The organism is Muriicola sp. E247, from assembly GCF_041358175.1.
Classification (GTDB): domain Bacteria; phylum Bacteroidota; class Bacteroidia; order Flavobacteriales; family Flavobacteriaceae; genus Muriicola.
In genome coordinates this window covers 502,169-526,673 of sequence record NZ_JBGKBE010000001.1, presented here as the reverse complement: position 1 = coordinate 526,673, position 24,505 = coordinate 502,169, and the positions used below count along the sequence as shown (strand labels likewise).

The following is a 24,505-nucleotide window of genomic DNA, read 5'->3' as shown; positions in this document are numbered from 1 at the left end:
CTTACGACCCATTTTTTATTTTACTAAGATACATATTTGCCATAGTTGCATCACCCAAACCCTTGTATGCTGTAGCTAACTCTCTATAAAACATAAACGTAAGATTCTCATCTTCGTATATAAAGTCGAGCCCCATTGTTAAATAATCTGACGCTTGCCTGAAATCTGAAGTTCTGTTCAGGGCCATTCCTTTGGCGTAATAAAAATAGGGCTGCAACGGATATTCCTCCAGTGCACTCGTGGCAAGCGTATTTAATTTTTCGTATTCTTCCTTTTCCATATGGGCTTTCAGAGTCTCCATCAGGGCATTTAAAGGGTTGTCAATTTCCTCCTGTCCATTGGCCTCCGTTGCTTCAGGAATCTCCTCATGAGCTGATGAATAGTTTATTCGAGCGGTCATGTTTTCGGTAAACGGACTTTCCTTCAGTTCTTTCAACACTTTTTTAGCCAGCTTGTAGTTTTTCTTATCCACCAATATCTCTGTGAGATTCTCTTTGAGCTTACTATTATCGAATGGAATCTGATCTATAACGGAATTAAAGTTTGAGTCGCCCAAATCCACAATTGCGATATACGTGTTGAGATACCATAAATTTTCTGCCTGGTTCTTAAGTGCCGAGAGTGCGTATTCCTGGGCTATTGCGAGCTGATTATTGAGTTGGTAAGTCTTGGCGAGTTCATGATCAATCACAGAACTATCGGGATGAATTTCCTTGCACTTTAAAAGTGCATTGATTGCCTTGTCGTAATTTTCAATTCCTTTCTGCTTTAAGGCTTCAAAAAATAGTTCCTGAAACGTATCAGTATTAGAGTCCAATGATATCTCTGCACTCTCTTCCTCCTGGGCAATACTACTGAAAGGCACCATTAAGGCCATCAGAAAAACCATTTTCAATAGATATACCCATTTCATTGTGATCGAGATTACGTCTTTTAATAAAGACTAGCGAGTTCCTGTACTTCCAAATCCTCCCTGGCCCCTGCTGGTTTCGGTTAATTCCTGAACTTCATCCCATGTGGCTCTTTCGTGCCTTGCGATAACCATTTGAGCAATTCGCTCACCGTCTTCAATTACAAAAGCTTCATTGGAAAGATTAACAAGAATCACGCCAATCTCACCCCTATAATCTGCATCTATAGTTCCCGGAGTATTGAGAACCGTAATCCCCTTTTTTACAGCCAGGCCACTTCTTGGTCTGATCTGAGCTTCAAATCCCACTGGTATTTCGAGGAACAAACCAGTTTTAATTATTTTCCTCTCCAAAGGTTCTAGCCGGACGGGCTCCGTCAGGTTGGCACGAAGGTCCATTCCTGCTGATGAAGCTGTTTCATATTCGGGAAGTGGATGATGTGATTTATTTATGATCTTAACTTTCATTTCGTATAAATATTCGTTTGAGCAGGTCGTACTCCATCTTGTAAACCAAGAGTAAAAATACTAAAAGCAGCAGTGATCCAATGAGGATGTTTCCATTAAATACATAGAAAGAAAGGGCTGAAAATAAAATTGAAATTCCCATATAAAAACAGATCTTCCTGAAATTATACGGAATAGGGTAGTATTTACGCCCGAAATAATATGAAATAAGCATCATACTTGCATAAGCGGCTAAGGTGGCATAGGCTGAAGCGTAATAGCCTATTGAAGGGATAAACAGATAATTGATCGTGATAGTGATTATAGCGCCAGCAATTGATATATACGCCCCAAATCTGGTGCGGTCTGTTACTTTGTACCAAACCGATAAATTGTGATAAATCCCCAGACAAAAACTTGCCAGGACGATAATCGGGACCACAGGCATGGCTTCCCAATAATCGGAATTTCTGACTATTAAAACCTTCAGCAGATCAGAATAAACCACAACAGCCAACAAGATTACACTCCCCAGAACCACGAAGTAATTTGTGATCTGGGCATAGGCCCGTTGTGGGTTCTCGGAACGGGAATGACTAAAAAAAAAGGGCTCTATTCCCAGACGGAAAGCCGTGGCAAACAAAGTCATGAACAGGGCTATCTTATAACAAGCCGAATATTTTCCAATCTCGCTCTTGGCTATGGCTGAAGGAAGAAGTTCGGAGAGCATGATTCTGTCAAATACCTCATTAATCGTAAATGCAATACCTGCAATCATAACCGGCAAACCGTAGCTGACCATTTTAGACCATAATACCTTGTCAAACTTAAAGGAAGGTAATTTGTACGATGGTGAGATCAATAAGAGCGTGAAACCACTTGCAATGAGGTTGGAAATAAATATATAAGAGATTTCAAAATCGGGTATATAAAGCATTCCTGTCAGGCCCTCTGTACCTCCCTTTGCAAGGCCTGGAAGGATGAGGAGAAAAAAGACATTAAGGCTGAGGTTTATAGCTACATTCAGGATTTTTATGACTGCGTATCGCTGTGGATTCTGTTTTGCACGTAATAAAGCAAATGGAATAATGGCAAGGGCATCAAGGGCGAGAATAAAAATAACATACTTGATAAACTGCCCGTCAATATTGAGAAGTAAGGCTAAACGATCCTGAAAGATGAGGGCGAACACGGTAAACAAAGCTGTAGTCCCCATGAGGGATACCAGGGAGGTGGAAATTACTCCTGTCCTGTTCTTCTCACTGTTGTAAAAACGGAAAAAAGCCGTTTCCATTCCGTAGGCAAGGACGACATTAAATATGGCGAACCAGGCAAAGATTAATGTTACCTCACCATAGGATCCCGTAGGCATTACCTGAGTATAAAGGGGAACCAGTATAAATGACAACATCCTGGGTAAGACAGTTGCCAATCCATAAATAAACGTTTGCTTAAATAACTTCTGAAACAGACTCAAGCGCGGCTGTGTTAGGTATGGCTTAAAATTAGGTATTTAAAGCCTGCCAGCAAAGTTAGTTTTTAGGCCGCGATGGATATTGAACAGGCATTTTCTCCTTCACCCCTGAAAGCTTGAAGTAGTTCACCTTTTTTTTGCCTGTTAATGAATACTGTATAACTGCCTCGCCTGCATTTAAATTAAACGGGAAGTCTTCCTGATCACCCTTTAACATGGCAGGAGGCCGATTCCCTATTTCTTCCCTGGGGTCTGCGTGCATCACGATGCCTTTTCCCTCATCGTCTTTCTTTTTTTCGTAACGACATACCAGGACCGTTTCACCTTCCTGGGTTTTTAATTCAGGATTTAATATATGCCCTCTGAAATAAACTTTTTGAAAATCAATTGAACTTACTTCTCCTTCAAAAGGAAATTCAAGGGTAAACCCTGTGCCTCCTTCTTCCCTGCCAGAAGCAAAATCCTGACAGCTTGCGCCTGTTATGGTAAATGGGGCATCAGAACTCAATTTTTTCTGAGATGAGCATCCAAACAAACCAAATAAAACAATAAACGTATAGAAGGGAATTTTTTTCATGATTTAGCCTTTTGCCTAATAATATTCAATAGTGATGCCAAAAGTACTTATTCTGATGTATTGTAAAAAACAAACCCCAACTTTCGTCGGGGTTTAGTCTTGGAATAATTGAATTATTTTAATTGTTCAGTGCTTCTGCACCTCCAACAATTTCAAGGATCTCATTGGTAATAGCTGCTTGTCTTGCTTTGTTGTAGGTTAGCTTTAATTGGTCCCTTAGCTCTGAGGCATTATCTGTTGCCTTGTGCATTGCTGTCATTCGGGCACCGTGCTCACTTGCAAAGGAATCACGTACAGCTTTATATAACTGTGTTTTTAGAGATTTTGGAATGAGTTCCATTACAATTTTCTCTTTCTCAGGTTCAAAAATGTAGTCAACTGCATTTCCGGAATCAGATTTTTCCGCCACAATAGGAAGAAATTGCTCTGTCATTAGTATCTGAGTTGCTGCATTCTTAAACTTATTGTAGACCAGAACAATCTTGTCGTAAGATCCATCTACATAGAGGGACATTAACTCCTCCGCGATCTGTGCGATATTGTCAAATGTGAGATCATCATAGACCTTGCTGTGATCAGCAACTACCTTATTTTTCTTCTTTAGAATATCGGCTCCCTTTTTCCCAATGGTCATAAAATGGACCTCCTGAGCATTGAAAGAATTCGCTTTAAGGGAAATACATTCCTTTATTATATTAGAATTAAAGGCGCCACATAAGCCTCGATTGGAAGTTATAGAAACAATCAGCACTTTATTTACCGGGCGTTCTTCCGCATAAGAACTACCGGAATCCGCATCCAGGCTCCCACTTAAATTCTGCAAGAGCTCAGTTAATTTATTGGCATACGGGCGCATGGCAGTAATCGCATCCTGTGCTTTCTTTAACTTGGCAGCCGAAACCATTTTCATGGCACTCGTAATCTGCATAGTTGAAGAAACCGACGCTATTCTATTCCGTATTTCCTTTAGGTTTGCCATTTTTTATCTTCTGCTGAGTTTTAACTCTTATATTTCTTCACGAGGTCTTTGCAAACTGCAGTTAAAGTTTCAGTAACTTCATCCGTTAACTTACCAGCTTTTAAAGTATCGAGGGTATCCCTGTGTTTCGCATTCAGGAATTCCAGAAAGTCCTGCTCAAAATCTTTTACCTTTTCAACAGGCACGTCTCTTAGCAGGTTCTTTGATCCCGCAAAGATGATTGCTACCTGATCTTCTACCGTGAAGGGGTCATTTTGTGCCTGTTTCAGGATCTCAACGTTCCTTCGCCCTTTCTCAATTACATTTAGAGTTGCCGCATCAAGATCGGAACCGAACTTGGCAAAAGCTTCCAATTCACGGAATTGAGCCTGGTCTAGTTTTAGTGTTCCTGCTACCTTTTTCATAGACTTTATCTGGGCCGATCCACCAACCCTTGATACGGATATCCCCACGTTAATCGCCGGTCTTACCCCCTGGTTAAATAAATCCTGCTCGAGGAATATCTGACCATCGGTAATGGAGATCACGTTTGTAGGAATATAAGCAGATACGTCACCTGCCTGTGTTTCAATCACCGGTAGTGCTGTAAGCGATCCGCCTCCTTTGACCATAGGCCTGATTGGTTCCGGCAAATCATTCATGTTTTGTGCAATGGCATCATCATCAATAACCTTTGCTGCCCTTTCAAGCAATCTTGAATGGAGATAGAAAACGTCTCCGGGATATGCTTCCCTTCCCGGTGGACGTCGAAGTAACAAAGAAACTTCCCGGTAAGCCACCGCCTGTTTTGACAAATCGTCATATATAATCAAAGCCGGACGGCCACTATCCCTGAAATATTCTCCGATAGCTGCACCTGCAAATGGGGCATATACCTGCATGGGAGCAGGATCAGAGGCGTTGGCGGCTACAATAGTTGTGTAGGCCAGAGCTCCTTTATCTTCAAGTGTCTTTGCAATATTGGCAACGGTTGAAGCTTTCTGTCCGATAGCAACATAGATACAATATACAGGGTTACCTGCATCATAAAATTCCTTCTGATTGATAATAGTATCAATACATACGGTCGTTTTACCAGTTTGACGGTCTCCAATAACTAATTCACGCTGTCCCCGGCCGATCGGAATCATAGCATCAATTGCCTTGATACCTGTCTGAAGCGGCTCATTTACCGGCTGACGGAAAATAACTCCGGGAGCTTTCCTTTCAAGGGGCATCTCATAGGTTTTCCCTGCAATGGGCCCTTTACCATCGATTGGAATTCCAAGGGTATCCACTACCCTGCCAACGATACCTTCTCCTACATTTATAGAGGCAATTCTCTGAGTTCTCTTAACTGTAGTCCCTTCTTTAATCTCTTTTGAAGGTCCCAGTAATACAACCCCAACGTTATCTTCTTCCAGGTTTAGAACAATTCCTTCCAATCCGCCGTCAAACTCGACCAATTCACCGTATTGTGCATTGGAGAGGCCGTAAACACGTGCAATACCGTCTCCTACCTGAAGGACAGTTCCTATTTCATCCAATGATGCTTTGGCCTCAAAGCCAGATAATTGTTTCTTTAAGATTGCCGATACTTCCGCGGCTTTAACTCCTGCCATATGATTTAAAATATAAAACGAAGCAGGGCTTAACCTGTCTCCGCAATTAAAATTTATATGCTTTTAGTAAATTCTCTTTTTATGGTATTCAATTTGTTTGAGATACTCGCATCGTACTGAAGATCCCCCACTCTGAGGATGAATCCGCCAACAATACTTTTATCTACTTTGTTTTTTACCACAATTTTATTTCCGGTAAGTTTAGATACTTCTTTCAAAACTTTCTTCTCTAACTCTCCGGATAAAGGCACCGCTGTTGTGACAAAAGCCACACCTTCCCCTTTAAGGTCCTCATTGAGGATGATATATTTTAGAGCCACCTCGTTCAGAAGGTTGATCCTTTTGTTTTGAAGCAGCAAATCGAACAGCCCTTCTGTAATAGCATCTGAACCTTTAAAAACAGACAGGAGGGCTTTTTTCTTCATCTCTCCTTTCAGCACCGGACTGGCGAGCATTTCCTTTAACTCCCTGCTTCCCCCTATAGTCTCAACAATAGATCTCATATCCTTTTCCAGGATATCGGTCTTTTTCTTCTCTACCGCAAAGTCCAGAATTGCCTTGGCGTATCGTGCCGCCGCTCTTGCTTCGTTCATGAGGGTTAATTAAGTTTAATGTCGCCTAACATATTATCAACCAATTTAAGCTGCTTGTCTTTATTGGTCAATTCTTCTTTAAGAACCTTCTCGGCGATTTGAACTGAAAGATCAGCTACCTGATTCTTTATTTCAGCAACCGCTGCCTTTTTTTCACTGTCAATGGTAGCCTTGGCCTGTGCAATCATCTTGTCTCCTTCCACTTTCGCCTGCTCTTTAGCATCAGAAACCATTTTTTCCTTGATCTCCCTGGCCTCCTTCAACATTGCCTCACGTTCGCCACGAGCTTCCTGTAATAACTTTTCGCTATCTGCTGTGACATTCTGCATTTCTTTTTTAGCATCCTCAGCGGCAGCAAGGGCGTTCTTAATCCCATCTTCTCTGTCATTAATTGCATTCAGAATTGGCTTCCATGCAAATCTATACATAAGCCAAAGCAGCAATACGAAAAGCAACGTTTGCCATACAAACAAGCCGAACGAAAAGTCATTTAACAATTTTTCCATACTAAAATCTACTTTATACCTAAAATTTTAAACTAAGGAGGGCCATGACCAACCGTCATGGCCTTCTCCCTTAGTACTTCTGTTTATACGGCAAAAAGGGCCGCAAAACCAATACCTTCAATAAGCGCCGCTACGATAAGCATCGCTGTTTGAATCTTTCCGTAGGCCTCTGGCTGACGGGCAATGGCTTCCATAGCAGAACCACCGATTCTACCAATACCAATACCAACACCAATTACTACCAAACCTGCACCTACCATTACTGGAATTTCCATACTCTATCTAGTTTAAAATTAAAATTCAATTTTTTATACCTCCTTAGAAGGTCTTTTATAAATGTGCCAGTTCTGCTTCTTCCTCATGGTGATCGTGCTCCTCTGAAGCAAAACCAAAATAAAGAGATGATAACATCGTAAAAATATACGCCTGCAGCAGAGCCACCAGCACTTCAATCAGGGTAATCGCAAATGCCAGGAAAAATGACAACGAACTACCAATCCAACTTTTAAAAATAAACATCAACCCGATAAGACTCATTAGTACAATGTGTCCGGCTTGCATATTTGCATACAATCGGATAAGGAGTGCAAAGGGTTTGATGATAAGGCCCAGCAATTCGATGGGCACTAATATGATATAAATTGGGATTTTCCCATACCAGGGCATCGCATCACCTAAGGGATCTACGAGGTGTTTCCAATAATCCTTGGTTCCGGTGAAATTCGTAATCAGGAATGTCAGCAAAGCAAGGCCAAAAGTAATGGCGATATTCCCCGTAACGTTTATTCCCAATGGCGTAAGCCCGAACATGTTAAGAAACCAGATAAAAAAGAATATAGTCAACAGGAAAGGCATATACTTTTTATACCTTTTTTCTCCAATAGTAGGTCTGGCAATATCATCTCTGATGTATATCACTATCGGCTCAAAAAACCTGCCAGCGCCGGTAGGCACTCCATTGTTTTTGGCGTAGGATCGCGCCAGACTGGAAAACAACCAAAGCATCAATACGCCCGTTATAACCATCATTACCACGTTCTTGGTAATAGAAAAATCGATGGGTTTCGAATTTGTTATATGACCTTCCTCGTCATGGGAAAGATTCCCTTCCGCATCTGTTTTGTATATTTTTCCGTGCTCTAGGGCGTAATATTCTCCCCCGGCCTCGGCAATAGTCTCCCCGTGATGAAATTTAGAGGATGAAAAAACCTTTATTCCATCATCCCAGATTATGACGGGTAATGGGATCCCTACGTAAACATGTTCCCCATTGTCTTTGGTATAAGAAAAAATGGAAAAATCGTGTGAATCTTTAAGGTGGTGATCAATATATTCCTTGATCTCTGTTTTAATGTCCTTTTTTGATCCGTCTGATGCATCTTCCTTAGCGGAAGCGATTAGACTATGACCGAGGAAAAAGGCACTAAACAATAAAATTTTTACAGTAAGAAGTCTTCTCATATCGCCTTAAAATGCGGGTCGCTAAAAATCGGTGCAAATGTAAGCTATTCTCCCAAAAAGAAAAAAGCATTTGGGCGTTTATTTTACAGCCTATTGATAAGGGCTAAGGAAGCTTTCCTTTATGTTTCTTTGAGAAGGATTTTGGCCGTGAAAACGGTTTCAAGTATCAGACACAATAAGTAGGGAACAAAGAAGGCGGCAAATTCAGATTTTGTCACCAGCCCGTCAGCATGATAGGCAGGATAAAAGAAGATAAAAAAGATCAGGAACTTCAAAAGGCTACCACCCATATACAAGAATCCGATCTGATTTTTAAATTTTTTCCTTAAACTATAGAGGATCAGAAAGATAGCTGCTGCCAGAATAAAATTCAAGGCATAGGACATCAGCAACATATCGGACCATTTCTCAATCGATAAGTATTGCTGGACCTGTAGGTGCAGCCAAAGAGAAATCAGAAGTGATGAAAGCAAAAGAATAAAAAAAGTAAACAATAATCGGGTGGCTTTCATCAATACTTAATTCTTTTTAACTGAAGAAGGACAACATAAATGGCAATAGCCACTCCAATAATGGTGGCCACTGCTGTAAATACTCTTTTTTCGGTCTGATAATGCTCATCAAGCCATATTCCACCCTGAGCTGCCAAATAGATAATTACCCCCATTTCAATCCCTATTCCGGATAAAATGGCAATGTTCTTAAGCGGACTTTTTCCTTTAGGAGGCTTTTGCTGGTTCATTTTTACTTTGTGCCGCTGACGATTTGTAGGCGGAAGAAGTAGAAGAAGTAGCGCCGGCAGGCTGACTTGGAGTAGTCGTATTCGATGCGCCTTTGCCCTTCATATTACAGGAGGCGTTGAAAGTTGCTCCTGGTTCTACCGCAAGTTTTGCCACTGCCACTGTGCCTTCAATAAAAGCAGAAGATTTTAAAGTGAGGAGTTCTGAGACCAGTAATTCGCCATTGAAATTACCTTCTATATCGGCATTGAGACATTCCACTTTACCATGGATATATCCGTCTTTCCCAATAACGACTTTTCCGGAAGTCTTTAGATTTCCGTTTAACTTACCGTCAATTCTGAAATCGGCTTCTGAAACAATATCGCCTTTAATTTTAGTGTGCTTTTCAATTCTGTTGGGTTGTCCTCCTAATTCAGTCATAGCTTTGGGTTTTTTGTTATCTGAAAACATGGATCTAGGGTTTTGGGGTTAATTTGAGTCTCTTGTAATCTTTTAAATTTTTATGAATCTGTATTGTTTTATAGTTGTCAGATAAAATTACAAAATTCTCATTACGGATTCGGTAATCTTTGTTGTTTTTTAGCAGTTCGGTAAAACCCAAAGCAAAATCTCGTGATTTGAATCCATGTACCACAACGAATTCATCTTCAAGATTATAGATGTCTTTAGAAACGATATTAGAGTACCTGAGATCCTCTATGGTTTGCCTGAGGCGCTTCAGGAGCCGCAAGGCCTCTTCATCATTGCTTCTCTTAAATGGGAAGACCACTTTCCAATTTCCCTGAGGCTCAAAACTTTCTGAGGAGAATCCATTCGGTTCAAGCTTGGGCAATTGTTCGGCCACTATCTGCTGTGCTTTCTTTCCCTCAGCTTGATTGGGATAATTCAGGGCTACGTAGTTCAGGGCCTCCTTAAACTCCTTGAATCCCTGTAATCGGCCAATGGCAGTTGCCTTCAGCATTTCCAGTTTCGGGACAATGGGGTCGCCGGTAAAGCGGTTAATGGTTTCTTCGGCCCCGGTTATTACACGGAGGAACTCCTGTTTTTCAAAAAGCTTATAGAGCCTGGCGTATTGTGCTTCAGGACCATCTTCGGAAGCTTCCAGCACTGCTCTGGGATTTAGCAGAATCTCAGCATATCGCGAACTAGGATGGTTGTTAATAATGTTCTCTTTCATAGTTGAAGCAAGTGGACTGCCAACTTCTTCGTAGATCTTATACAAATTGTATTTAGAAGGCAGTATCAGTCGCTCCTCAGGTTGTGATTTCAGGACTTCTTCCAGTTTCCCCGCTGCCAGAAGATTTTCTTTAAATTTTTCCTTATAAATAAGCCCCAATTGATAATTTGCAAAATTGCGTTCTCTCGATAGGCTATCAATTACCTCCTTGCTTGTAGGAACTTTAGCGAGGTAGTATTCCAGGGAATACTTTTGCTCTTCTGTTAGTATCTCTGGTCCGTCCTCTGCAGCTAATGCATCAATGTTATCGGTGTCCAGGGTCTGTGCACTTGCCTTATTGCTCCAGCGCCAATTGTCTTCCAACGCCCTGTTGCCCCATCTTCGTTTAAATTCGGTTTTCCCGTATCCAAGACTGGTAATATTGTAGAAGTAAAATTTTCCCTTATTTTCCTTTCCTCCCTTCGATGTTTCAAAAGCCGCAAATCCCGCACTGAGTTTTTCTTCCTCCCTTGCGATTTCTTCTTCAGCCTTTGCTTTGAGCTCATCGATATAGGCCTGAAAAAATGCCTCTCTTTCAATTTGTGGCATTCGGTATAAGGAGATCACACTATCGGTATACTGAACCGTATTCTCGTAGGTGATGACGTCCTCCAGATTATCGAGCTTTTTACGTATCGCCCTGTATTTCTTGGTATTTTCAGGCAAATTTGGCAAGACACTGTCAAAGTAAGCGCCTGCTACCTTGTAATTGTTCTCATCGAAATGATATTCGGCCAGATCTTCGTAATTAAGGGCCAGAATTTGGGGCGAATTATCTGTAGCGGCAAGGGATTTGTTATAATAAGCCAGGGAAAGACTATCCTTCCCGAGGGTATTGTTATATACAGCTATTTCTCTGAAGATTTTGTCAAGGAAAGGGCGGTTTTCCCTATTTAGTTCCAGCCAAGTGAGGTATTCGGATAGTTCTTCTTTGTTTTCTTCTGTCACCTCGGTATTCCTGATTTTATGCAAATGGGCATTTACCCAGTACACCCTTGGTGTACTTCGTCCCAGATCGATAATTTCATTAAAGGCTAAATTAGCACTATCCCTGAATCCTAATTCATTATACAATTGTCCTATTATAAAGAAATACCGGCCTTTTTCCGAGTTTTTTCTGGTGTAAGCCGAGGCGATTTTTAATTGCTGAATGGCGGTATCGGGTGCGTTCAGGTTGATATAGGCCTGAGCCAACATCGCTCTGGCATCAGCGTATTCCTGATCCTTCAGTTTTTCATATTTCAATAACCTCTTAAGATTCTTGATGGCCAGCTCATCATTTTCGAGGCGAATATTTGTCTTTTCGCGCCATATGGTGGCTTCGTTTAGCTTATCACTCTCAGCATATTTTTGCAGTACGTAATTAAAAGCTTCGATGGCCGGAACATAACGCTGATCAAAATAACGGGCCTTCCCCAGTAGCAGAAATGCCTCATCGGTTTGAGGATTGCGTTCCTGATTCCCGATTTCCATACTGTGTTTCTGGATCGCCTTGGTGGCTTTGTCTTCTGCCCGTTCAAAATTGGGATTGTTATCTTCGGAATCGAGTTTTATCTCATCTTTCACTTCAAGTCGCTCTACCGGCAACACTTCCCAGTAATTATCCCGATAAGATTCATTTAATTGATCCCTTCCTTCTTCAAAGGCGAGGTTTCCGTTGTAGAGTACATTGTACTTGGTATTCAACGCGTGCCAATTGCGGTTGACAAAGGCGTCCTTTTTAGTTGAGCAGGAACTCAACAAAAGGATTCCGGAAAGCCAGAGGATGTGAATTGTATTTCGAAGCTTCAAAATTCGCGATGTTCGTACCCTATGTAAACTGTAAAAGCACCCGTTTATTATACAGCTACTCGATAAAATGCATAGAATTCCCCTAATGACAGTTCAGGGGATACTTTAATAGGAAATTTCCTGAAAATTACCCTGCAAAAAAGGTCTCTAACTCCTTCAACGTCTGAGGTGATGTTTGAATATCTCTAACGATATCACCTTTGTTCAGAACTACGATCCGTTCACATACCTCTGTGACATGTATCAGATCGTGGCTGGAAACGAGAACAGTAACATCCTTGTTGTTTGCAAGATCTTTGATAATCTGTTTTAACCGTATCTGGGTTGTGGGGTCAAGATTTGCGAAGGGTTCATCGAGGATGACAACTTCGGGATCCCCGATAAATGAGGCGACAATACCTACTTTTTTCTGGTTTCCTTTAGAAAGGTCTCTGAGGTATTTCTTCTGTCCGAGGATTTCCCCGTGGAAAAAATTTTCAAAATTACTAACCAGGGCATCTACATCAGCTTTGTTACGGCCCCTTAATTCCCCGATAAAATAAAAATATTCTTCAGGCGTGAGGTATCCGATCAGAAAAGTCTCATCAATAAAGGCGGATGTAAAGGGCTTCCATCCCTCGCTTATATCAACCTGCACCTCATTGCTGATAATCTTACCGGTGGTTGGCTGAATCAGATCGAGAAGTAAGCTGAAAAAGGTGGTCTTACCCGCCCCGTTATTCCCGACAAGTCCGAAACTTTGCCCTTTTGGTATCTCCAGTGAAGGTATGTTCAGAACAGTCTGAGTGCCATATGTTTTTGTGAGATCGTGAACTGTAATCATATTGTTGTGATGTATTTAATCTGTTTGTTTATACGCCAGCAGCGTCTTGTACTTCTCTTTTTTGTAAATTTTTTCAATCATCCTGAACACCTGGTCTTTAAAAACAAAACCAAGCACTCCGGACAGGGCTACAGCTACATAGCCTGCTACCGGATTAATCAGATAATACCCCCCTGCGAACACTACCAATGGCAACAGCAATTTTGGGATGGTTAACAGCATTGTTTTAACATTAAAAGCCTGCTTATCTCCAAATGCCTTCTTATTGGATGTTAAATCGATAGGAGTTTTGATATAAGCACCGCCCCATAAAACTAAATAAGAATTCACCCCAATATTATATATGGCACCCACGATGATGGCCAGATAAAATTCCCATCCAAAGTACAGATAAAAGGAAGATAATAAAGTGCTGATCACCGTCGCAATAACTATCAAATACCATTTTGAGTCGAGGTACTCACGATATTGTATATTCTGACTCATCATCAACGGGTAGTAGGAGCTGTCCCAACTCGGCACAAACTGACCAAAACTGAATAAAAACCCCCCTGAGACAAAAATACCGGCAAATATTGACCAAACCGGTCCTTCATAAACTTCAATCATTCCCGAACCAAATAGCAAGCCATAAAAAATGAATAAAACACTCAGTATTACGGTGGTCTTGGACCTTTTGTTTCTTCTTATGAGTTTGATATCGTTCTTTAAAAAGGTGCCCAGGTTCCCAAAGCGGTTAAGCCATGTATAATCCTCAGATTTAGCCTCGGTATGCTTAGTGGCCAGGACTCCATCGAGGTACATATGCTTTCTGAAATAACTGTATGATGCGATCACCAGACCGAGAAGTAGCAAACAAGGGATCAGGGAGTACACGGGGCCGTAAGGCGGGTCAAAAAAGGAATTGAAGATGGGTGCTGTAAAAACGGTAATGTCAAACCAACCGTTGTACTGACAAATTCCAAGGACTGCTAATACACCTACCATAGGATAGAATATCGCATCCTTGTTATTCATCATGATATTCAGAAAATTGTTGCAAAAGAAAAGCGCCATAAGGCCTATATGCCAGCTTATGACTGCTAAGGGATCATAGTCCTGGGTAATCAAAACAATAGAAAAAGGAATAAAGAAAAAGGCGTGCATCCAGTTAAAAAAAGAGAAAACTGTCTTCCCGAGGGAATATTTTACCACCTGACTCTTTTTAAAAGGCATGTAAAGGAGTGGTTTTATATTCAGGATGGGCATTTTCTGGAACATATACCGTATGTATAAATCCCCCATCAGATAATAAATCATAAATTGATTCACCACACGTAAAGGGTCGCCCAGGCCTTGTTTCTTAATAATGAAATAGGATCCAAAGCCCATTGCGAGAAAAACAAGGATAAAATAAATAGCTCCAAAAATCATAAAAATCTTGAAGGCAAGATTCGTTTTAAAGGAGGCAGCTCGGAAAAATGACTTCCACTGGAGGGTAAAAAAATGCTTTAACATAGAAGGTTAGTCAATTCAATTTTCAGGATTAGTACGCCAAATATAGTATTTGTTACAAAAGTGAGATATTTATTGAATTATATATGAATTACTTTCCCATTCCTTAGTTTTGCAAAAAAATTTTGCAGAATGAGTACATTTTATAAGCTGAAAGTTTCCGGAGTAAGGTCTTTAACGCCCAGTTCGGTTGCTATTTCACTAAGCGTTCCTGGTGAACTCAAGGAAAAGTTTCAATTTGATGCCGGGCAACATCTCACATTAAAACAAGAAATTGACGGAAAGGAAGTCAGACGAGCTTATTCCATATCCAGTGCCCCTTCTGAGCCAGAATTAACGGTGGGTATAAAAAGAGTGGAAGGCGGAACTTTCTCAACCTGGGCCAGTGATCATTTGAAAGAGAATGATTCTATTGAGGTAATGCCTCCAAAAGGTCATTTTTTGTTTACTCCTTCAAATAAAGCTCAGCACATTTGTGCTTTTGCTGCGGGAAGCGGAATCACCCCGATAATGAGCATTATTGAGAGTGTCCTCAACAGTCATCCCGAAAACACTGTTGTTCTGGTTTATGGGAATCAATCCCCGGAGGAGACCATGTATCACACAGAAATTAAGGCTTTTGCCAAAAAACATACCGATAGGTTTTTTGTTCAGTTTATTTATAGCAGATCCAGGGAAGAAGGTGCACTGCAAGGGCGTATTGACAGTTCTACTGTTAACCTGATCGTTAAAAATAAGTTTAAGGATCGCAATTTTGACCACTTTTATATCTGTGGGCCAGAGGAAATGATCAACAATGTAAAGGAAACTCTGGGGAAAAATGAAATTCCAGAGGACCAGGTTCATTATGAGCTTTTTACCACTTCACATGAAGAAGATGTATCTGACCTAAAAGGGGAGACTCAGGTGGAAGTCACTTTAGATGATGAGGTATTTTCTTTTGTCATGGACAAAAAGAAACTGGTCTTAGATGCCGTTTTAAATGAAAATATCGATGCACCTTACTCATGCCAGGGTGGAGTTTGTAGTACCTGTATTGCCAGGGTAACCGAGGGAAAAGCCGAAATGGTAAAAAATCAGATCTTAACAGATAGTGAAATAGAGGAAGGTTTTATCCTAACCTGCCAGGCCCACCCGCTGACCCCAGCTCTGAAAATAGATTATGACGATGTATAGGACTTAGCCCGGAATCAGGAAGTTGCAAATAGCTTCTCCAGTACACGGGAAGCATTGTCGTAGCCTGCATTGTATGCTTTTTCTATACCTTTCTTATCCAATGCCCCAATATCCTCTAAATCGCGGGGTTCAAAAATAAGATCACAACTCTTTATCTTTTCTCTGTTGACCGCATAGACCATCAGGCTCGTTGTGCGGGAAGCAAGTTGATAAGACGACTTGATCTCATTCTTTTTTATTTCCCTGATCATTGTGACGTTACTCCCAATAATGAAATCGACCTTCCCCTTTATTGGTTCTGTGGGAAAGTTGTTCATTATCCCCCCATCGGCGTATAAGGTGTTATTCATTTCAACCGGACTAAAAACCGGTGGAAGTGCTGCGGAAGCAAGTAAGGGCATTATCAGTTCCCCCTCGGAAAAGACCTCTTCCACGCCTTTTTGAAGATTGGTTGCCACAACAAATAATTTCTTGCTTAAGGCTTCAAATTTCTCAAACGGCATGTATTGCCTGAAAATATCATAATAGCGCTCGGTATCTACAAGACCAGGTTTGTTAATCGTAAGAAAACTGTACTTAAACAAGGGGGTCTCCTTAAAAAATGCCAGCATATCCTCCATAGTTCGGCCACTGGCATATAGGGCACCTACCAATGCTCCGGCGCTACTCCCTGAAACAACTGAAGGTTCAATACCGTGTTCTTTCAATGCTTTTAGCATACCAATATGACCCATTCCTCTGACTCCCCCTCCGGAGAGAACCAGTCCAATTGTCTTCTTTTGTAACTTTGTAGCGTCCATCTCAAAAAAGCTAACCAAAACTAAAGATAAAGCATCGATTCAAATCGAATTTAAATCCAAATTTACCAACTAATCGGTCTGTAATTGCTTCTCAGATCAAAACCAGCTATCCAAATCTTTACGTTTACCCTTATTCCTGTACTGATAATCCATAATTCGGAATGACAAAGGTGATTAAACAACTGAGAGCAGAAACTATGTGGTCGGTTTTGGACACTTTGACAAATGAAATGTCCGAATTCTGTTTTTAGTCCGAATTTGGACCAATATTGATGCAAATCTCCATGGTTTTCCTTGTAAGTTTGGCAAATTATGGCGACCAAGGGAAGGCGGAAATATTTTGCAGCGATAAAGCAAAAGTCATTTTGAATTAATTTTGAGCAGGACTCACTGAATATATTCCCCTCTATTATTAATACTTTTGAAGTCAATCTAAACGATTATACCATGGCAAATTCATATTACGACCCGGCGGATTTAAGAAAATTTGGAAATATCACCGAGTGGAGCGAGGAGTTGGGAACTAAATTTTTTGATTATTACAATAAGGTTTTTGAGGAAGGTGCCCTATCGGCCAGAGAAAAATCCCTGATCGCACTTGCCGTCGCCCATATCGTTAAATGCCCTTATTGTATAGATGCCTATACCAAGGACGGACTGCAAAGAGGCATTACTAAAGAAGAAATGATGGAAGCAGTTCATGCAGGTGCTGCCATCGAAAGTGGGGCTACTCTTGTACATGGAGTTCAAATGATGAATAAATACAATAAATTAAGCATGTAGGATGTGATTCGCGGAATCCTTCTTATACAATTTCGAAATAACAAGAATGGCTACAAAATCTCTAAAAGCAAGGCATTTAGAATTAGCGGATAATCACAGGCAACTTGAAATTCTCAATGGAGGTCTGTTTAAAGAAGGGGAACTACCCTACTTTAAAGATAAGATAGCCGAAATTGGTGAGTTCCCTTTAAAACCCAGAAGTTTAGAGGTCCTTCAGATCAATGTGGGATATATGTGTAATCAGGTTTGCGAACATTGCCATGTAGATGCAGGCCCAGACAGGAAAGAGATTATGACCAGGGAAACCATGGAGTTGTGCCTTGAAGTCATAAGAAATACCGGAGCGCACACCCTCGACCTTACGGGTGGTGCTCCTGAAATGAATCCTAACTTCCGCTGGTTTGTGGAAGAGGCATCAAAAGCAGGTATTCAGGATTTTATAGTGCGGTCTAACCTGACGATCATTCGGGCAAATAAAAAATATCACGATCTCCCTCAGTTTTTTAAAGATTACAATATTCATGTAGTCTCATCTATGCCTCATTATACAAAGGGTAAAACAGACAAGCAACGGGGTGACGGCGTTTTTGAAAAGTCGATTAAGGCCCTGCAGGAACTAAATGCCGTGGGATATGGAATTCCCGATAGTTCTCTCAGGCTCGATCTGGTATACAATCCCTCCGGAGCATATCTCCCCGCAGACCAGTCGGCATTAGAACGCGATTTTAAGAAAGCCCTGAAGGAAGACTTCAACATTGACTTTCACAATCTGTTTGCAATCACAAATTTACCGATATCCCGATTTCTGGATTATTTAATTGCTTCTGAAAATTATGAAGATTATATGTACTCCCTTGTTGATGCCTATAACCCTTCTGCGGTGCAGAACGTTATGTGCACTAATACGATATCGGTGAGTTGGGATGGATGGTTATACGATTGTGATTTTAACCAGATGCTCGATTTAAAAGTAGCCAGTAAAGTTCAGCATATTAGAGAATACAATGAGGATATTCTTCAGAATCGCAACATTATCATTTCACAACACTGTTATGGGTGTACTGCCGGGGCAGGCAGCAGTTGCCAGGGAGTCGTAACCTGATAATTCATTATTTACTGCCCTCTTTATCCTCAATTCAACTACTGATTCATCCTTATTTTACCTTTTGTCGGGGAAAAAAACCGACCAAGTGGTCGGTTGACTACGGCCAATAGTGGGTATTTCATCCGAATTTTAACTTCTCATCGATTTTTTAGGAGTCTTCACCCTGTAGTCTTTAGTAAAATTACGGTTCGAGGGTTCTTTGTTATAGACCACATGGTCTTATTACCCCAAAACCCAAATCTTATGGATAAGAACTTAAAACGCATGGCAACCATGCATAGGATGCAGACCAAAGGCCTCGAATTATTTTATAAAAAAGGCTATTATAATACAAGTATTGATGATATCCTGAAGGAACTCGACCTGTCAAAAGGAGCTTTCTACTATCATTTTCAATCCAAGGAGGATTTCTTTATCAGCATTGTTCAGAATATGGTCGTCAGAAAAGTATATGTCCTGATGATAGAGCCCATAGAGGGGAAGGCTGATCCTTTTACAGCCATAGAACGTTGTTTTGAAAACGCCCTGGCTACGGCTCAGCACAATGAGCTCGATTACGGCTTTGTTCTTGGGAATTTTATTACTGAATTTAATGGACGAAACGAGGAAATCTCAAAATATCTGAAGGATATTTACAAAGTTTGGGAGGTGAATCTTGTAACCACCCTGCAAAAAGGTAAAACGGACGGATTTATCGCAAGACATGTTGACAGTGAAGGAGTAGCCTCTTTCCTTATTGCTTCCTATATAGGAATTAGAGTACTTATGGTTGAAGGTAACAGTAGGATGCTGGGATACAATTATATGCAGCAGATCAAACAGTACCTTAAGTCGATTGCCGAGACACAGCTGGTGTAGACTTATTCCTTTAAAAAGGACTCTATCTTACGAAAGACTGTTTGCGGATCTATGGATTCTATAGCTTTTTCATAACCCTTAGGGAACTTATTCCCGTAAACGGAGGTGGGGATCATTGGAAACTTTTCCCTGTCTGATAATATACTGTTCTCAACAGCTTGCCCATAGGGCGCAAACCCAACGCAGGGATGTGTTATTCCCCATAAAGTTAGGGTTGGGATACCGAACATGGCCGCTAGGTGCCCATTCCCACTATCCATCGAAACCATAAGATCGAGCTGTGATATAAGGCAGAGTTCATCTGCAAAGGAAAGTCGACCTACCTCACAAAAACAATTGGTATATTTATTGGCAAGGGCCTTCATAGCCTTTTTTTCTTCATCTCCCCCACCAAATAAAAATATTTTATACTTATTGGTATTATTTAATCGCTCAAGTACCTGCTGCATTAGTGGCAGGGGGTACATTTTTCCTGAAAATGCCGCAAAAGGTGCAACCCCGATGAGTTTTTTATCTTCCTGAGCATTAAACGCCTGTACTTCTTCCGAAGGGATACATGGTTTCAGCACGTCTTTAGAATCAAGTTTTACTGAATATCCCAAGTTTCTGAATACCTCCACATATCTCTCATGGGTGGTCTTCAGATATTTTATTTCCTTGTTGCGCCATGCTGTGATAGCTCGTTTTTCCTTCCTCCCCTTGTCTATTTGTTTAAAAGGAATCTGCTTATCCAGGAAGAACAATTTTAAGAGATTGGTACGTAAAACGTTGTGCAGGTCGGCAATACCACTTAGCCGATGTTTCTTTAATTCCTTCGCAAGACGATATATTCCGGATACTCCTTTGTGTTTATTCCTCAGATCGACAGGGAATACTAAAGTATTTGGAATATTCTTGAATACTGGAGCAAAAAATGGTCTTGTAAGGACTAGTAGTTTTAATTCGGGGTTTGCCCTGGTTAGGGCAAGGAGCACGGGGACGGTCATAGCCACATCCCCCATGGCGGAGAGTCGGATCACCAGAAGATAATCATCCCTGCTTTTGTCCACGTAAAACCGGATTTAACTCATCATCATTGTACATCTTCATTTGTTTGTACACCTTCATATACTTTCTGCCAGCTTCAATATCAGCCAGTAATTGATCTATCGCCGTCGAAAGGTCTTTTTTCTGTTCCAGGAGTACCGCCAACTTACTTTTACAGGCTTTTATATGTTCTGCTGAGGCATCGGCCCTTTTAGTTTCTTCTTTCATATGATAAATCTTCAGCGCAAGAATAGAGAGGCGGTCAATTGCCCAGGCTGGGGATTCAGTATTAATTGTGGCATTTTCCAGAATCTCTACGTCGGCGTATTTCTGTAGAAAATAACTGTCAATATATTCTACGAGATCAGTCCTTTCCTGATTACTGGCGTCGATCTTACGTTTAAGTTCTAAAGCCGCGACCGGCTCAATATCCGGATCGCGAATTATGTCTTCGTAATGCCATTGAACAGTATCAATCCAGTTTTTTCTATAAAGAAGGTGTTCAATTTTACCTTGGGCGTAAGGATTTACGAATTTTTGATCTACGCTGTCGAGAACGTGATATTGTACAATGCTTTGTTCAAAAATCTTAAAGGCTTCCTGGCTGAACATACGGGATAAAGTTTATGCAAAGGTATCTTTTATTTGATAAGTATGCCCAGCACAAAAATCAAAACTGAAAGCAGAATCACTCCGGCTAAGCTGAGATCCCTTATATTTTGTCGTTTAATCATTTCTGTGTATTTCCCAAGAAACACCGCAGCGGGAAAAAAAGTGATCAGTATTGGAAAATCTCCACGGGTCAGGCATAAGATGACAACCACAAAACTGAGGGCGAGATAGAGAGAGATCACCCTGAGATTTATAATTCTCCCAAGCCCCAATTTACCGGATTTAAGAAATACCGCCAGTGTAGTGACTGTGATAAGAAAAATAAAAATACCAAGCTTAGAACTCTGAGTCCAGTCATATACAAACTCTTTCCAATCACCGATCTGCATATTGTAGTGTTCCACAAAAAAACCCTCCTTATTTGCCAGGATTAAAACGGCATTCCAGATCAACAAAAATGTTATGATCCCCACCAAAGGTACCAGCCAGTTCTTTAAATTTTTAGGCTCATAAATATAGATGGCAATAAAAACCAGGAACAGGAAAAGAATAGACCAATTGTAGAATATACTGGCCGCCATCACCCAAAGGGTAGCATCAAGGATCTTTAATTTCATATATTTTAAACTGCGTAGGCTAATGAGTCGTCTCGAAGCCAGGATGAGAAAAAAGTTACATCCAACCGCATCAGCATCCACAACGGAAGAAGGAAATACCAATGTCAGTAATACAAAATAGAGGACCGTATACGCGTTTGTGTTGGTAATTTGATTCCTGTTTACAACGAAATCAAGGGCCAGTACAGAAAATAAAAGGATTATTAAAACGAAAGATGGAGAGATGATATCTGATGGTTCAGTCAGCGTATCCGTGTAATAAAATATCGCAAACCAATAAACCAGGAAGAGTAATCCAAGGAGTAAAACGTAATTTATTGGTTTTGTTTTGCCAAAAATGCCTGAAATCATCCCCGGATTTTATATTTTTGTCCTCGTAAATATAACCAAGATGAGCTCATTTTTTTACGGCATAGAAGATTTATTCGTCAACTATTTGTTTTGGCCCTATGATGTTTTCCGCTTTATGGAAAACTGGTGGACGTCTAATACCATCAACTGGCTGTTTATGATCATAGGTACAATAGCTATGGTTTACTGGCTGATGCAGTTAAAGAAATTCAATGATAATCAGGAGGAGGATAAAACTATCACCTCACATTCTTACCTATAGATCAAATCCCAGATCTTTGCGGTAATACATCCCTTCAAAATCTATTTTTTGTACGTTTTGGTACGACTTATCAAGGGCTTTTCTGAAGTCATCTCCGAAGGAAGTCAGTGCTAACACACGCCCTCCGTTTGTTACGGTCTTGCCGTTGGATATGGTAGAGCCCGCATGAAATACAAGGGAGTCCTCAATTTTCTCCAGGCCACTGATTTCTTTTCCTTTGGTATAAGCTCCCGGATAACCGCCGGAAACGGTCATTACAGTAACGGCACTACGCCTATCGACTTCCAGGTCAATCTTGTTTAATTCCCCATGAGTAACAGCATCGAATACTTCAACCAGGTCATTTTTAATCCTTGGAAGGATTACTTCCGTTTCGGGATCGCCCAGACGTACGTTGTATTCTATCACATAAGGATCTTCCCCTACTTTGATAAGTCCGATAAAAATAAATCCCTTATAGGGGATCTTGTCTTTTTGCAGTCCTTTTATAGTTGGTAAAATTATCCGCTCCTTTACTTTTTCCATAAAGTCGCCTTCTGCAAAGGGCACCGGTGATATGGCTCCCATGCCCCCGGTGTTGAGACCGGTATCTCCTTCTCCAATTCTTTTGTAGTCCTTGGCGGTGGGCAGGATTTTGAAATTAACGCCATCAGTAAGGACAAAACAACTCAGTTCAATACCCGAAAGAAATTCTTCGATCACTACCGTTGTGCTTGCTTCACCAAATTTTGAATCAAGCAGCATACGGGAAAGTTCTGCTCTTGCTTCATCCAGATCATCGAGGATCACAACACCCTTCCCCCCAGCAAGGCCGTCAGCTTTAAGGACATACGGAGGTTTTAGGGTGCCCAGAAAATTAAATCCTTCCTGCAGCATTTCTGCTGTAAAACTCTGATACGAGGCTGTTGGGATTTTGTGTCGCATCATAAACTGCTTGGCAAATTCCTTACTGCCTTCAAGGGTAGCTGCTTTTTTTTCAGGTCCGATAACCGGTATATTCTTCAAGTCGTTATCCGACAGGAAAAAATCGTGAATGCCTTTCACCAGGGGATCTTCGGGTCCTACTACAATCATATTAATATTGTGGGATATTACAACATCCTTTACCGCCTGAAAATCGTTGATATTTAAAGGTAGGTTAGTGGCAATTTTCGCCGTACCCGCGTTACCCGGGGCTACAAAAAGCCGAGATAGTTTTGGACTTTGATTTAGTTTCCAGGCCAGTGTGTGTTCACGGCCTCCGGATCCCAAAAGCAGAATATTCATGGTTTTGAATTTTGACAAAAATAGGATTTGAAAAGAACCTGTCTATGAATTAGCTGAGAAATTGCGATGTTCCTTTCTTTTGAGTTCCTCCGGAGAGAGGGAGTTAAAGTATTCATAGACCTTTTTCAGCCCTTCTGCCCGTTCTACTTTGGGCTCCCAGCCCAGGATCTCTTTTGCCCTGCTAATGTCTGGTTGCCGCTGTAAAGGATCATCCTGGGGCAGGGGCTTATGGATGATCTTCAGGTCTTTTCCTGTGAGCTTCAGTATTTCCTGGGCGAACTCATTGATTGTTGTTTCATGGGGATTTCCGATGTTGATCGGATCACTATAATCACTCATTAAAAGTCGATAAATCCCTTCCACCTGATCATCGATATAACAGAAGGAACGGGTTTGGTTTCCGTCACCAAAAACCGTTAGGTCATCTCCTCTGAGCGCCTGCCCCATAAAGGCAGGTACTACCCGTCCATCATTGAGGCGCATCCGGGAACCATATGTATTAAAGATCCGCACAATCCGGGTATTTACTCCGTGAAAACGATGGTATGCCATGGTAATGGATTCCATAAATCGCTTGGCTTCATCGTATACCCCGCGAGGGCCCACCGGACTCACGTTTCCAAAGTAATCCTCATTTTGGGGATGAACCAGGGGGTCTCCGTACACTTCTGAGGTGGAGGCAACAAGGATGGTAGCATTTTTTTCCTTAGCCAGGCCAAGGCAGTTTAATGTCCCCAGAGAGCCCACTTTTAGTGTTTCGATAGGGATTTTAAGATAATCGATAGGGCTCGCGGGCGAAGCAAAATGAAGTATGTAATCTAATTTCCCGGGGATATGAACAAACGTAGTCACATCGTGGTGATAGAATTCGAATTGCTCCAGGGGAAACAGGTGTTCGATGTTTTTAAGGTCTCCTGTGATGAGATTATCCATCGCAATAACATGGTAGCCCTCTTTTATAAAACGATCGCATAAATGTGATCCTAGGAATCCTGCTGCGCCTGTTATGAGTATTTTTTTCAATCTGTTGAGTT

Annotated in this window: 27 protein-coding genes; 5 read left to right on the top strand and 22 right to left on the bottom strand. The window is 41.1% G+C overall.

Annotation, left to right across the window (positions count from 1 at the left end; all coding sequences use genetic code 11):
• Window position 1: 1 nt before the first annotated feature.
• The 16 genes from ACA086_RS02345 to ACA086_RS02270 all read right to left on the bottom strand — a co-directional run bounded on the left by ACA086_RS02345 (window position 2) and on the right by ACA086_RS02270 (window position 14,618).
• Window positions 2–913: a tetratricopeptide repeat protein gene (locus tag ACA086_RS02345; protein ID WP_371001707.1), complete on the bottom strand. Its 912-nt coding sequence runs from the start codon at window positions 911–913 to the stop codon at window positions 2–4.
• Window positions 914–943: 30 nt separating this feature from the next.
• A complete protein-coding gene (gene dut, locus ACA086_RS02340; protein WP_371001706.1) occupies window positions 944–1,378 on the bottom strand; it encodes a dUTP diphosphatase in 435 nt (144 codons plus the stop codon).
• A complete protein-coding gene (locus ACA086_RS02335; protein ID WP_371001705.1) occupies window positions 1,368–2,834 on the bottom strand; it encodes a lipopolysaccharide biosynthesis protein in 1,467 nt (488 codons plus the stop codon). Before ACA086_RS02335 ends, dut begins: the two co-directional genes overlap by 11 nt.
• Before the next feature lie 55 nt (window positions 2,835–2,889).
• Window positions 2,890–3,408 (bottom strand): hypothetical protein, encoded by a 519-nt coding sequence (locus ACA086_RS02330; protein ID WP_371001704.1) that lies wholly within the window; start codon window positions 3,406–3,408, stop codon window positions 2,890–2,892.
• Window positions 3,409–3,526: 118 nt separating this feature from the next.
• Window positions 3,527–4,387: an ATP synthase F1 subunit gamma gene (gene atpG / locus ACA086_RS02325; protein WP_371001702.1), complete on the bottom strand. Its 861-nt coding sequence runs from the start codon at window positions 4,385–4,387 to the stop codon at window positions 3,527–3,529.
• A gap of 20 nt (window positions 4,388–4,407) precedes the next feature.
• Window positions 4,408–5,988, bottom strand: coding sequence for a F0F1 ATP synthase subunit alpha (gene atpA, locus ACA086_RS02320; protein WP_371001701.1), 1,581 nt, complete (start codon window positions 5,986–5,988; stop codon window positions 4,408–4,410).
• A 53-nt stretch (window positions 5,989–6,041) separates the two neighbouring features.
• On the bottom strand, window positions 6,042–6,581 hold the full coding sequence (gene atpH / locus ACA086_RS02315; RefSeq protein ID WP_371001700.1) for an ATP synthase F1 subunit delta: 540 nt from the start codon (window positions 6,579–6,581) through the stop codon (window positions 6,042–6,044).
• 5 nt (window positions 6,582–6,586) lie between these two features.
• Window positions 6,587–7,087: a F0F1 ATP synthase subunit B gene (locus tag ACA086_RS02310; RefSeq protein WP_371001699.1), complete on the bottom strand. Its 501-nt coding sequence runs from the start codon at window positions 7,085–7,087 to the stop codon at window positions 6,587–6,589.
• 83 nt (window positions 7,088–7,170) lie between these two features.
• Window positions 7,171–7,362: an ATP synthase F0 subunit C gene (gene atpE / locus ACA086_RS02305; RefSeq protein WP_129606654.1), complete on the bottom strand. Its 192-nt coding sequence runs from the start codon at window positions 7,360–7,362 to the stop codon at window positions 7,171–7,173.
• Window positions 7,363–7,417: 55 nt separating this feature from the next.
• The gene (gene atpB, locus ACA086_RS02300) at window positions 7,418–8,548 is read right to left on the bottom strand and encodes a F0F1 ATP synthase subunit A (RefSeq protein WP_371001698.1); all 1,131 of its coding nucleotides are present in this window, start codon (window positions 8,546–8,548) and stop codon (window positions 7,418–7,420) included.
• Between the two features lie 119 nt (window positions 8,549–8,667).
• On the bottom strand, window positions 8,668–9,060 hold the full coding sequence (locus ACA086_RS02295; RefSeq protein ID WP_371001697.1) for a DUF6168 family protein: 393 nt from the start codon (window positions 9,058–9,060) through the stop codon (window positions 8,668–8,670).
• Window positions 9,060–9,290, bottom strand: a complete 231-nt coding sequence (locus ACA086_RS02290) for an AtpZ/AtpI family protein (RefSeq protein WP_369747864.1) — start codon at window positions 9,288–9,290, stop codon at window positions 9,060–9,062. Before ACA086_RS02290 ends, ACA086_RS02295 begins: the two co-directional genes overlap by 1 nt.
• Window positions 9,268–9,741 carry a polymer-forming cytoskeletal protein gene (locus tag ACA086_RS02285; RefSeq protein WP_371001696.1) on the bottom strand — a complete coding sequence of 158 codons (474 nt, stop codon included), beginning with the start codon at window positions 9,739–9,741 and terminating at the stop codon, window positions 9,268–9,270. The genes ACA086_RS02290 and ACA086_RS02285 overlap by 23 nt, the downstream gene beginning before the upstream one ends.
• Window positions 9,742–9,745: 4 nt before the next feature.
• Window positions 9,746–12,298, bottom strand: coding sequence for a tetratricopeptide repeat protein (locus tag ACA086_RS02280; protein ID WP_371001695.1), 2,553 nt, complete (start codon window positions 12,296–12,298; stop codon window positions 9,746–9,748).
• 127 nt (window positions 12,299–12,425) lie between these two features.
• On the bottom strand, window positions 12,426–13,121 hold the full coding sequence (locus tag ACA086_RS02275; protein ID WP_371001694.1) for an ABC transporter ATP-binding protein: 696 nt from the start codon (window positions 13,119–13,121) through the stop codon (window positions 12,426–12,428).
• 15 nt (window positions 13,122–13,136) lie between these two features.
• A complete protein-coding gene (locus ACA086_RS02270) occupies window positions 13,137–14,618 on the bottom strand; it encodes a DUF5687 family protein (RefSeq protein WP_371001693.1) in 1,482 nt (493 codons plus the stop codon).
• 129 nt (window positions 14,619–14,747) lie between these two features.
• Between ACA086_RS02270 and ACA086_RS02265 the strand changes: the two genes are divergently transcribed.
• Complete coding sequence (locus tag ACA086_RS02265; RefSeq protein WP_371001691.1) at window positions 14,748–15,791, top strand: 2Fe-2S iron-sulfur cluster-binding protein; 1,044 nt, start codon at window positions 14,748–14,750, stop codon at window positions 15,789–15,791.
• Between the two features lie 14 nt (window positions 15,792–15,805).
• Here ACA086_RS02265 and ACA086_RS02260 read toward each other — a convergent pair whose 3' ends face one another.
• Window positions 15,806–16,591, bottom strand: coding sequence for a patatin-like phospholipase family protein (locus tag ACA086_RS02260; protein WP_371001690.1), 786 nt, complete (start codon window positions 16,589–16,591; stop codon window positions 15,806–15,808).
• Between the two features lie 447 nt (window positions 16,592–17,038).
• Here ACA086_RS02260 and ACA086_RS02255 point away from each other — a divergent pair, with 447 nt between their 5' ends.
• The 3 genes from ACA086_RS02255 to ACA086_RS02245 all read left to right on the top strand — a co-directional run bounded on the left by ACA086_RS02255 (window position 17,039) and on the right by ACA086_RS02245 (window position 19,337).
• Window positions 17,039–17,374 carry an arsenosugar biosynthesis-associated peroxidase-like protein gene (locus tag ACA086_RS02255; protein ID WP_371001689.1) on the top strand — a complete coding sequence of 112 codons (336 nt, stop codon included), beginning with the start codon at window positions 17,039–17,041 and terminating at the stop codon, window positions 17,372–17,374.
• A 46-nt stretch (window positions 17,375–17,420) separates the two neighbouring features.
• Window positions 17,421–18,476, top strand: a complete 1,056-nt coding sequence (gene arsS / locus ACA086_RS02250; protein WP_371001688.1) for an arsenosugar biosynthesis radical SAM (seleno)protein ArsS — start codon at window positions 17,421–17,423, stop codon at window positions 18,474–18,476.
• A gap of 246 nt (window positions 18,477–18,722) precedes the next feature.
• Window positions 18,723–19,337: a TetR/AcrR family transcriptional regulator gene (locus ACA086_RS02245; protein ID WP_371001687.1), complete on the top strand. Its 615-nt coding sequence runs from the start codon at window positions 18,723–18,725 to the stop codon at window positions 19,335–19,337.
• A 2-nt stretch (window positions 19,338–19,339) separates the two neighbouring features.
• Here ACA086_RS02245 and ACA086_RS02240 read toward each other — a convergent pair whose 3' ends face one another.
• The 3 genes from ACA086_RS02240 to ACA086_RS02230 are packed head-to-tail and all read right to left on the bottom strand — an operon-like array spanning window position 19,340 to window position 21,943.
• Window positions 19,340–20,386, bottom strand: a complete 1,047-nt coding sequence (locus ACA086_RS02240) for a glycosyltransferase family 9 protein (RefSeq protein ID WP_371001686.1) — start codon at window positions 20,384–20,386, stop codon at window positions 19,340–19,342.
• A complete protein-coding gene (locus ACA086_RS02235; protein WP_371001685.1) occupies window positions 20,367–20,975 on the bottom strand; it encodes a DUF4254 domain-containing protein in 609 nt (202 codons plus the stop codon). Before ACA086_RS02235 ends, ACA086_RS02240 begins: the two co-directional genes overlap by 20 nt.
• Before the next feature lie 29 nt (window positions 20,976–21,004).
• On the bottom strand, window positions 21,005–21,943 hold the full coding sequence (locus ACA086_RS02230; protein WP_371001684.1) for a hypothetical protein: 939 nt from the start codon (window positions 21,941–21,943) through the stop codon (window positions 21,005–21,007).
• Window positions 21,944–21,983: 40 nt separating this feature from the next.
• Between ACA086_RS02230 and ACA086_RS02225 the strand changes: the two genes are divergently transcribed.
• Window positions 21,984–22,205, top strand: coding sequence for a uracil phosphoribosyltransferase (locus ACA086_RS02225; RefSeq protein WP_369747877.1), 222 nt, complete (start codon window positions 21,984–21,986; stop codon window positions 22,203–22,205).
• On the opposite strand, the gene purD is transcribed toward ACA086_RS02225, so the two are convergent.
• Both purD and ACA086_RS02215 read right to left on the bottom strand, forming a co-directional pair.
• Window positions 22,200–23,471, bottom strand: a complete 1,272-nt coding sequence (purD, locus tag ACA086_RS02220; RefSeq protein WP_371001683.1) for a phosphoribosylamine--glycine ligase — start codon at window positions 23,469–23,471, stop codon at window positions 22,200–22,202. The genes ACA086_RS02225 and purD overlap by 6 nt on opposite strands.
• Before the next feature lie 42 nt (window positions 23,472–23,513).
• On the bottom strand, window positions 23,514–24,494 hold the full coding sequence (locus ACA086_RS02215; RefSeq protein ID WP_371001682.1) for a UDP-glucuronic acid decarboxylase family protein: 981 nt from the start codon (window positions 24,492–24,494) through the stop codon (window positions 23,514–23,516).
• Window positions 24,495–24,505: the final 11 nt, after the last annotated feature.

What these genes read in the sequence shown, in the direction of transcription:
- ACA086_RS02345 (WP_371001707.1), bottom strand. Translation starts at nt 913, where the DNA reads ATGAAATGGGTATATCTATTGAAAATGGTTTTTCTGATGGCCTTAATG.
- dut (WP_371001706.1), bottom strand. Translation starts at nt 1,378, where the DNA reads ATGAAAGTTAAGATCATAAATAAATCACATCATCCACTTCCCGAATAT.
- ACA086_RS02330 (WP_371001704.1), bottom strand. Translation starts at nt 3,408, where the DNA reads ATGAAAAAAATTCCCTTCTATACGTTTATTGTTTTATTTGGTTTGTTT.
- atpG (WP_371001702.1), bottom strand. Translation starts at nt 4,387, where the DNA reads ATGGCAAACCTAAAGGAAATACGGAATAGAATAGCGTCGGTTTCTTCA.
- atpA (WP_371001701.1), bottom strand. Translation starts at nt 5,988, where the DNA reads ATGGCAGGAGTTAAAGCCGCGGAAGTATCGGCAATCTTAAAGAAACAA.
- atpH (WP_371001700.1), bottom strand. Translation starts at nt 6,581, where the DNA reads ATGAACGAAGCAAGAGCGGCGGCACGATACGCCAAGGCAATTCTGGAC.
- ACA086_RS02310 (WP_371001699.1), bottom strand. Translation starts at nt 7,087, where the DNA reads ATGGAAAAATTGTTAAATGACTTTTCGTTCGGCTTGTTTGTATGGCAA.
- atpE (WP_129606654.1), bottom strand. Translation starts at nt 7,362, where the DNA reads ATGGAAATTCCAGTAATGGTAGGTGCAGGTTTGGTAGTAATTGGTGTT.
- atpB (WP_371001698.1), bottom strand. Translation starts at nt 8,548, where the DNA reads ATGAGAAGACTTCTTACTGTAAAAATTTTATTGTTTAGTGCCTTTTTC.
- ACA086_RS02295 (WP_371001697.1), bottom strand. Translation starts at nt 9,060, where the DNA reads ATGAAAGCCACCCGATTATTGTTTACTTTTTTTATTCTTTTGCTTTCA.
- ACA086_RS02290 (WP_369747864.1), bottom strand. Translation starts at nt 9,290, where the DNA reads ATGAACCAGCAAAAGCCTCCTAAAGGAAAAAGTCCGCTTAAGAACATT.
- ACA086_RS02285 (WP_371001696.1), bottom strand. Translation starts at nt 9,741, where the DNA reads ATGTTTTCAGATAACAAAAAACCCAAAGCTATGACTGAATTAGGAGGA.
- ACA086_RS02275 (WP_371001694.1), bottom strand. Translation starts at nt 13,121, where the DNA reads ATGATTACAGTTCACGATCTCACAAAAACATATGGCACTCAGACTGTT.
- ACA086_RS02270 (WP_371001693.1), bottom strand. Translation starts at nt 14,618, where the DNA reads ATGTTAAAGCATTTTTTTACCCTCCAGTGGAAGTCATTTTTCCGAGCT.
- ACA086_RS02265 (WP_371001691.1), top strand. Translation starts at nt 14,748, where the DNA reads ATGAGTACATTTTATAAGCTGAAAGTTTCCGGAGTAAGGTCTTTAACG.
- ACA086_RS02260 (WP_371001690.1), bottom strand. Translation starts at nt 16,591, where the DNA reads ATGGACGCTACAAAGTTACAAAAGAAGACAATTGGACTGGTTCTCTCC.
- ACA086_RS02255 (WP_371001689.1), top strand. Translation starts at nt 17,039, where the DNA reads ATGGCAAATTCATATTACGACCCGGCGGATTTAAGAAAATTTGGAAAT.
- arsS (WP_371001688.1), top strand. Translation starts at nt 17,421, where the DNA reads ATGGCTACAAAATCTCTAAAAGCAAGGCATTTAGAATTAGCGGATAAT.
- ACA086_RS02245 (WP_371001687.1), top strand. Translation starts at nt 18,723, where the DNA reads ATGGATAAGAACTTAAAACGCATGGCAACCATGCATAGGATGCAGACC.
- ACA086_RS02235 (WP_371001685.1), bottom strand. Translation starts at nt 20,975, where the DNA reads ATGTTCAGCCAGGAAGCCTTTAAGATTTTTGAACAAAGCATTGTACAA.
- ACA086_RS02230 (WP_371001684.1), bottom strand. Translation starts at nt 21,943, where the DNA reads ATGATTTCAGGCATTTTTGGCAAAACAAAACCAATAAATTACGTTTTA.
- ACA086_RS02225 (WP_369747877.1), top strand. Translation starts at nt 21,984, where the DNA reads ATGAGCTCATTTTTTTACGGCATAGAAGATTTATTCGTCAACTATTTG.
- purD (WP_371001683.1), bottom strand. Translation starts at nt 23,471, where the DNA reads ATGAATATTCTGCTTTTGGGATCCGGAGGCCGTGAACACACACTGGCC.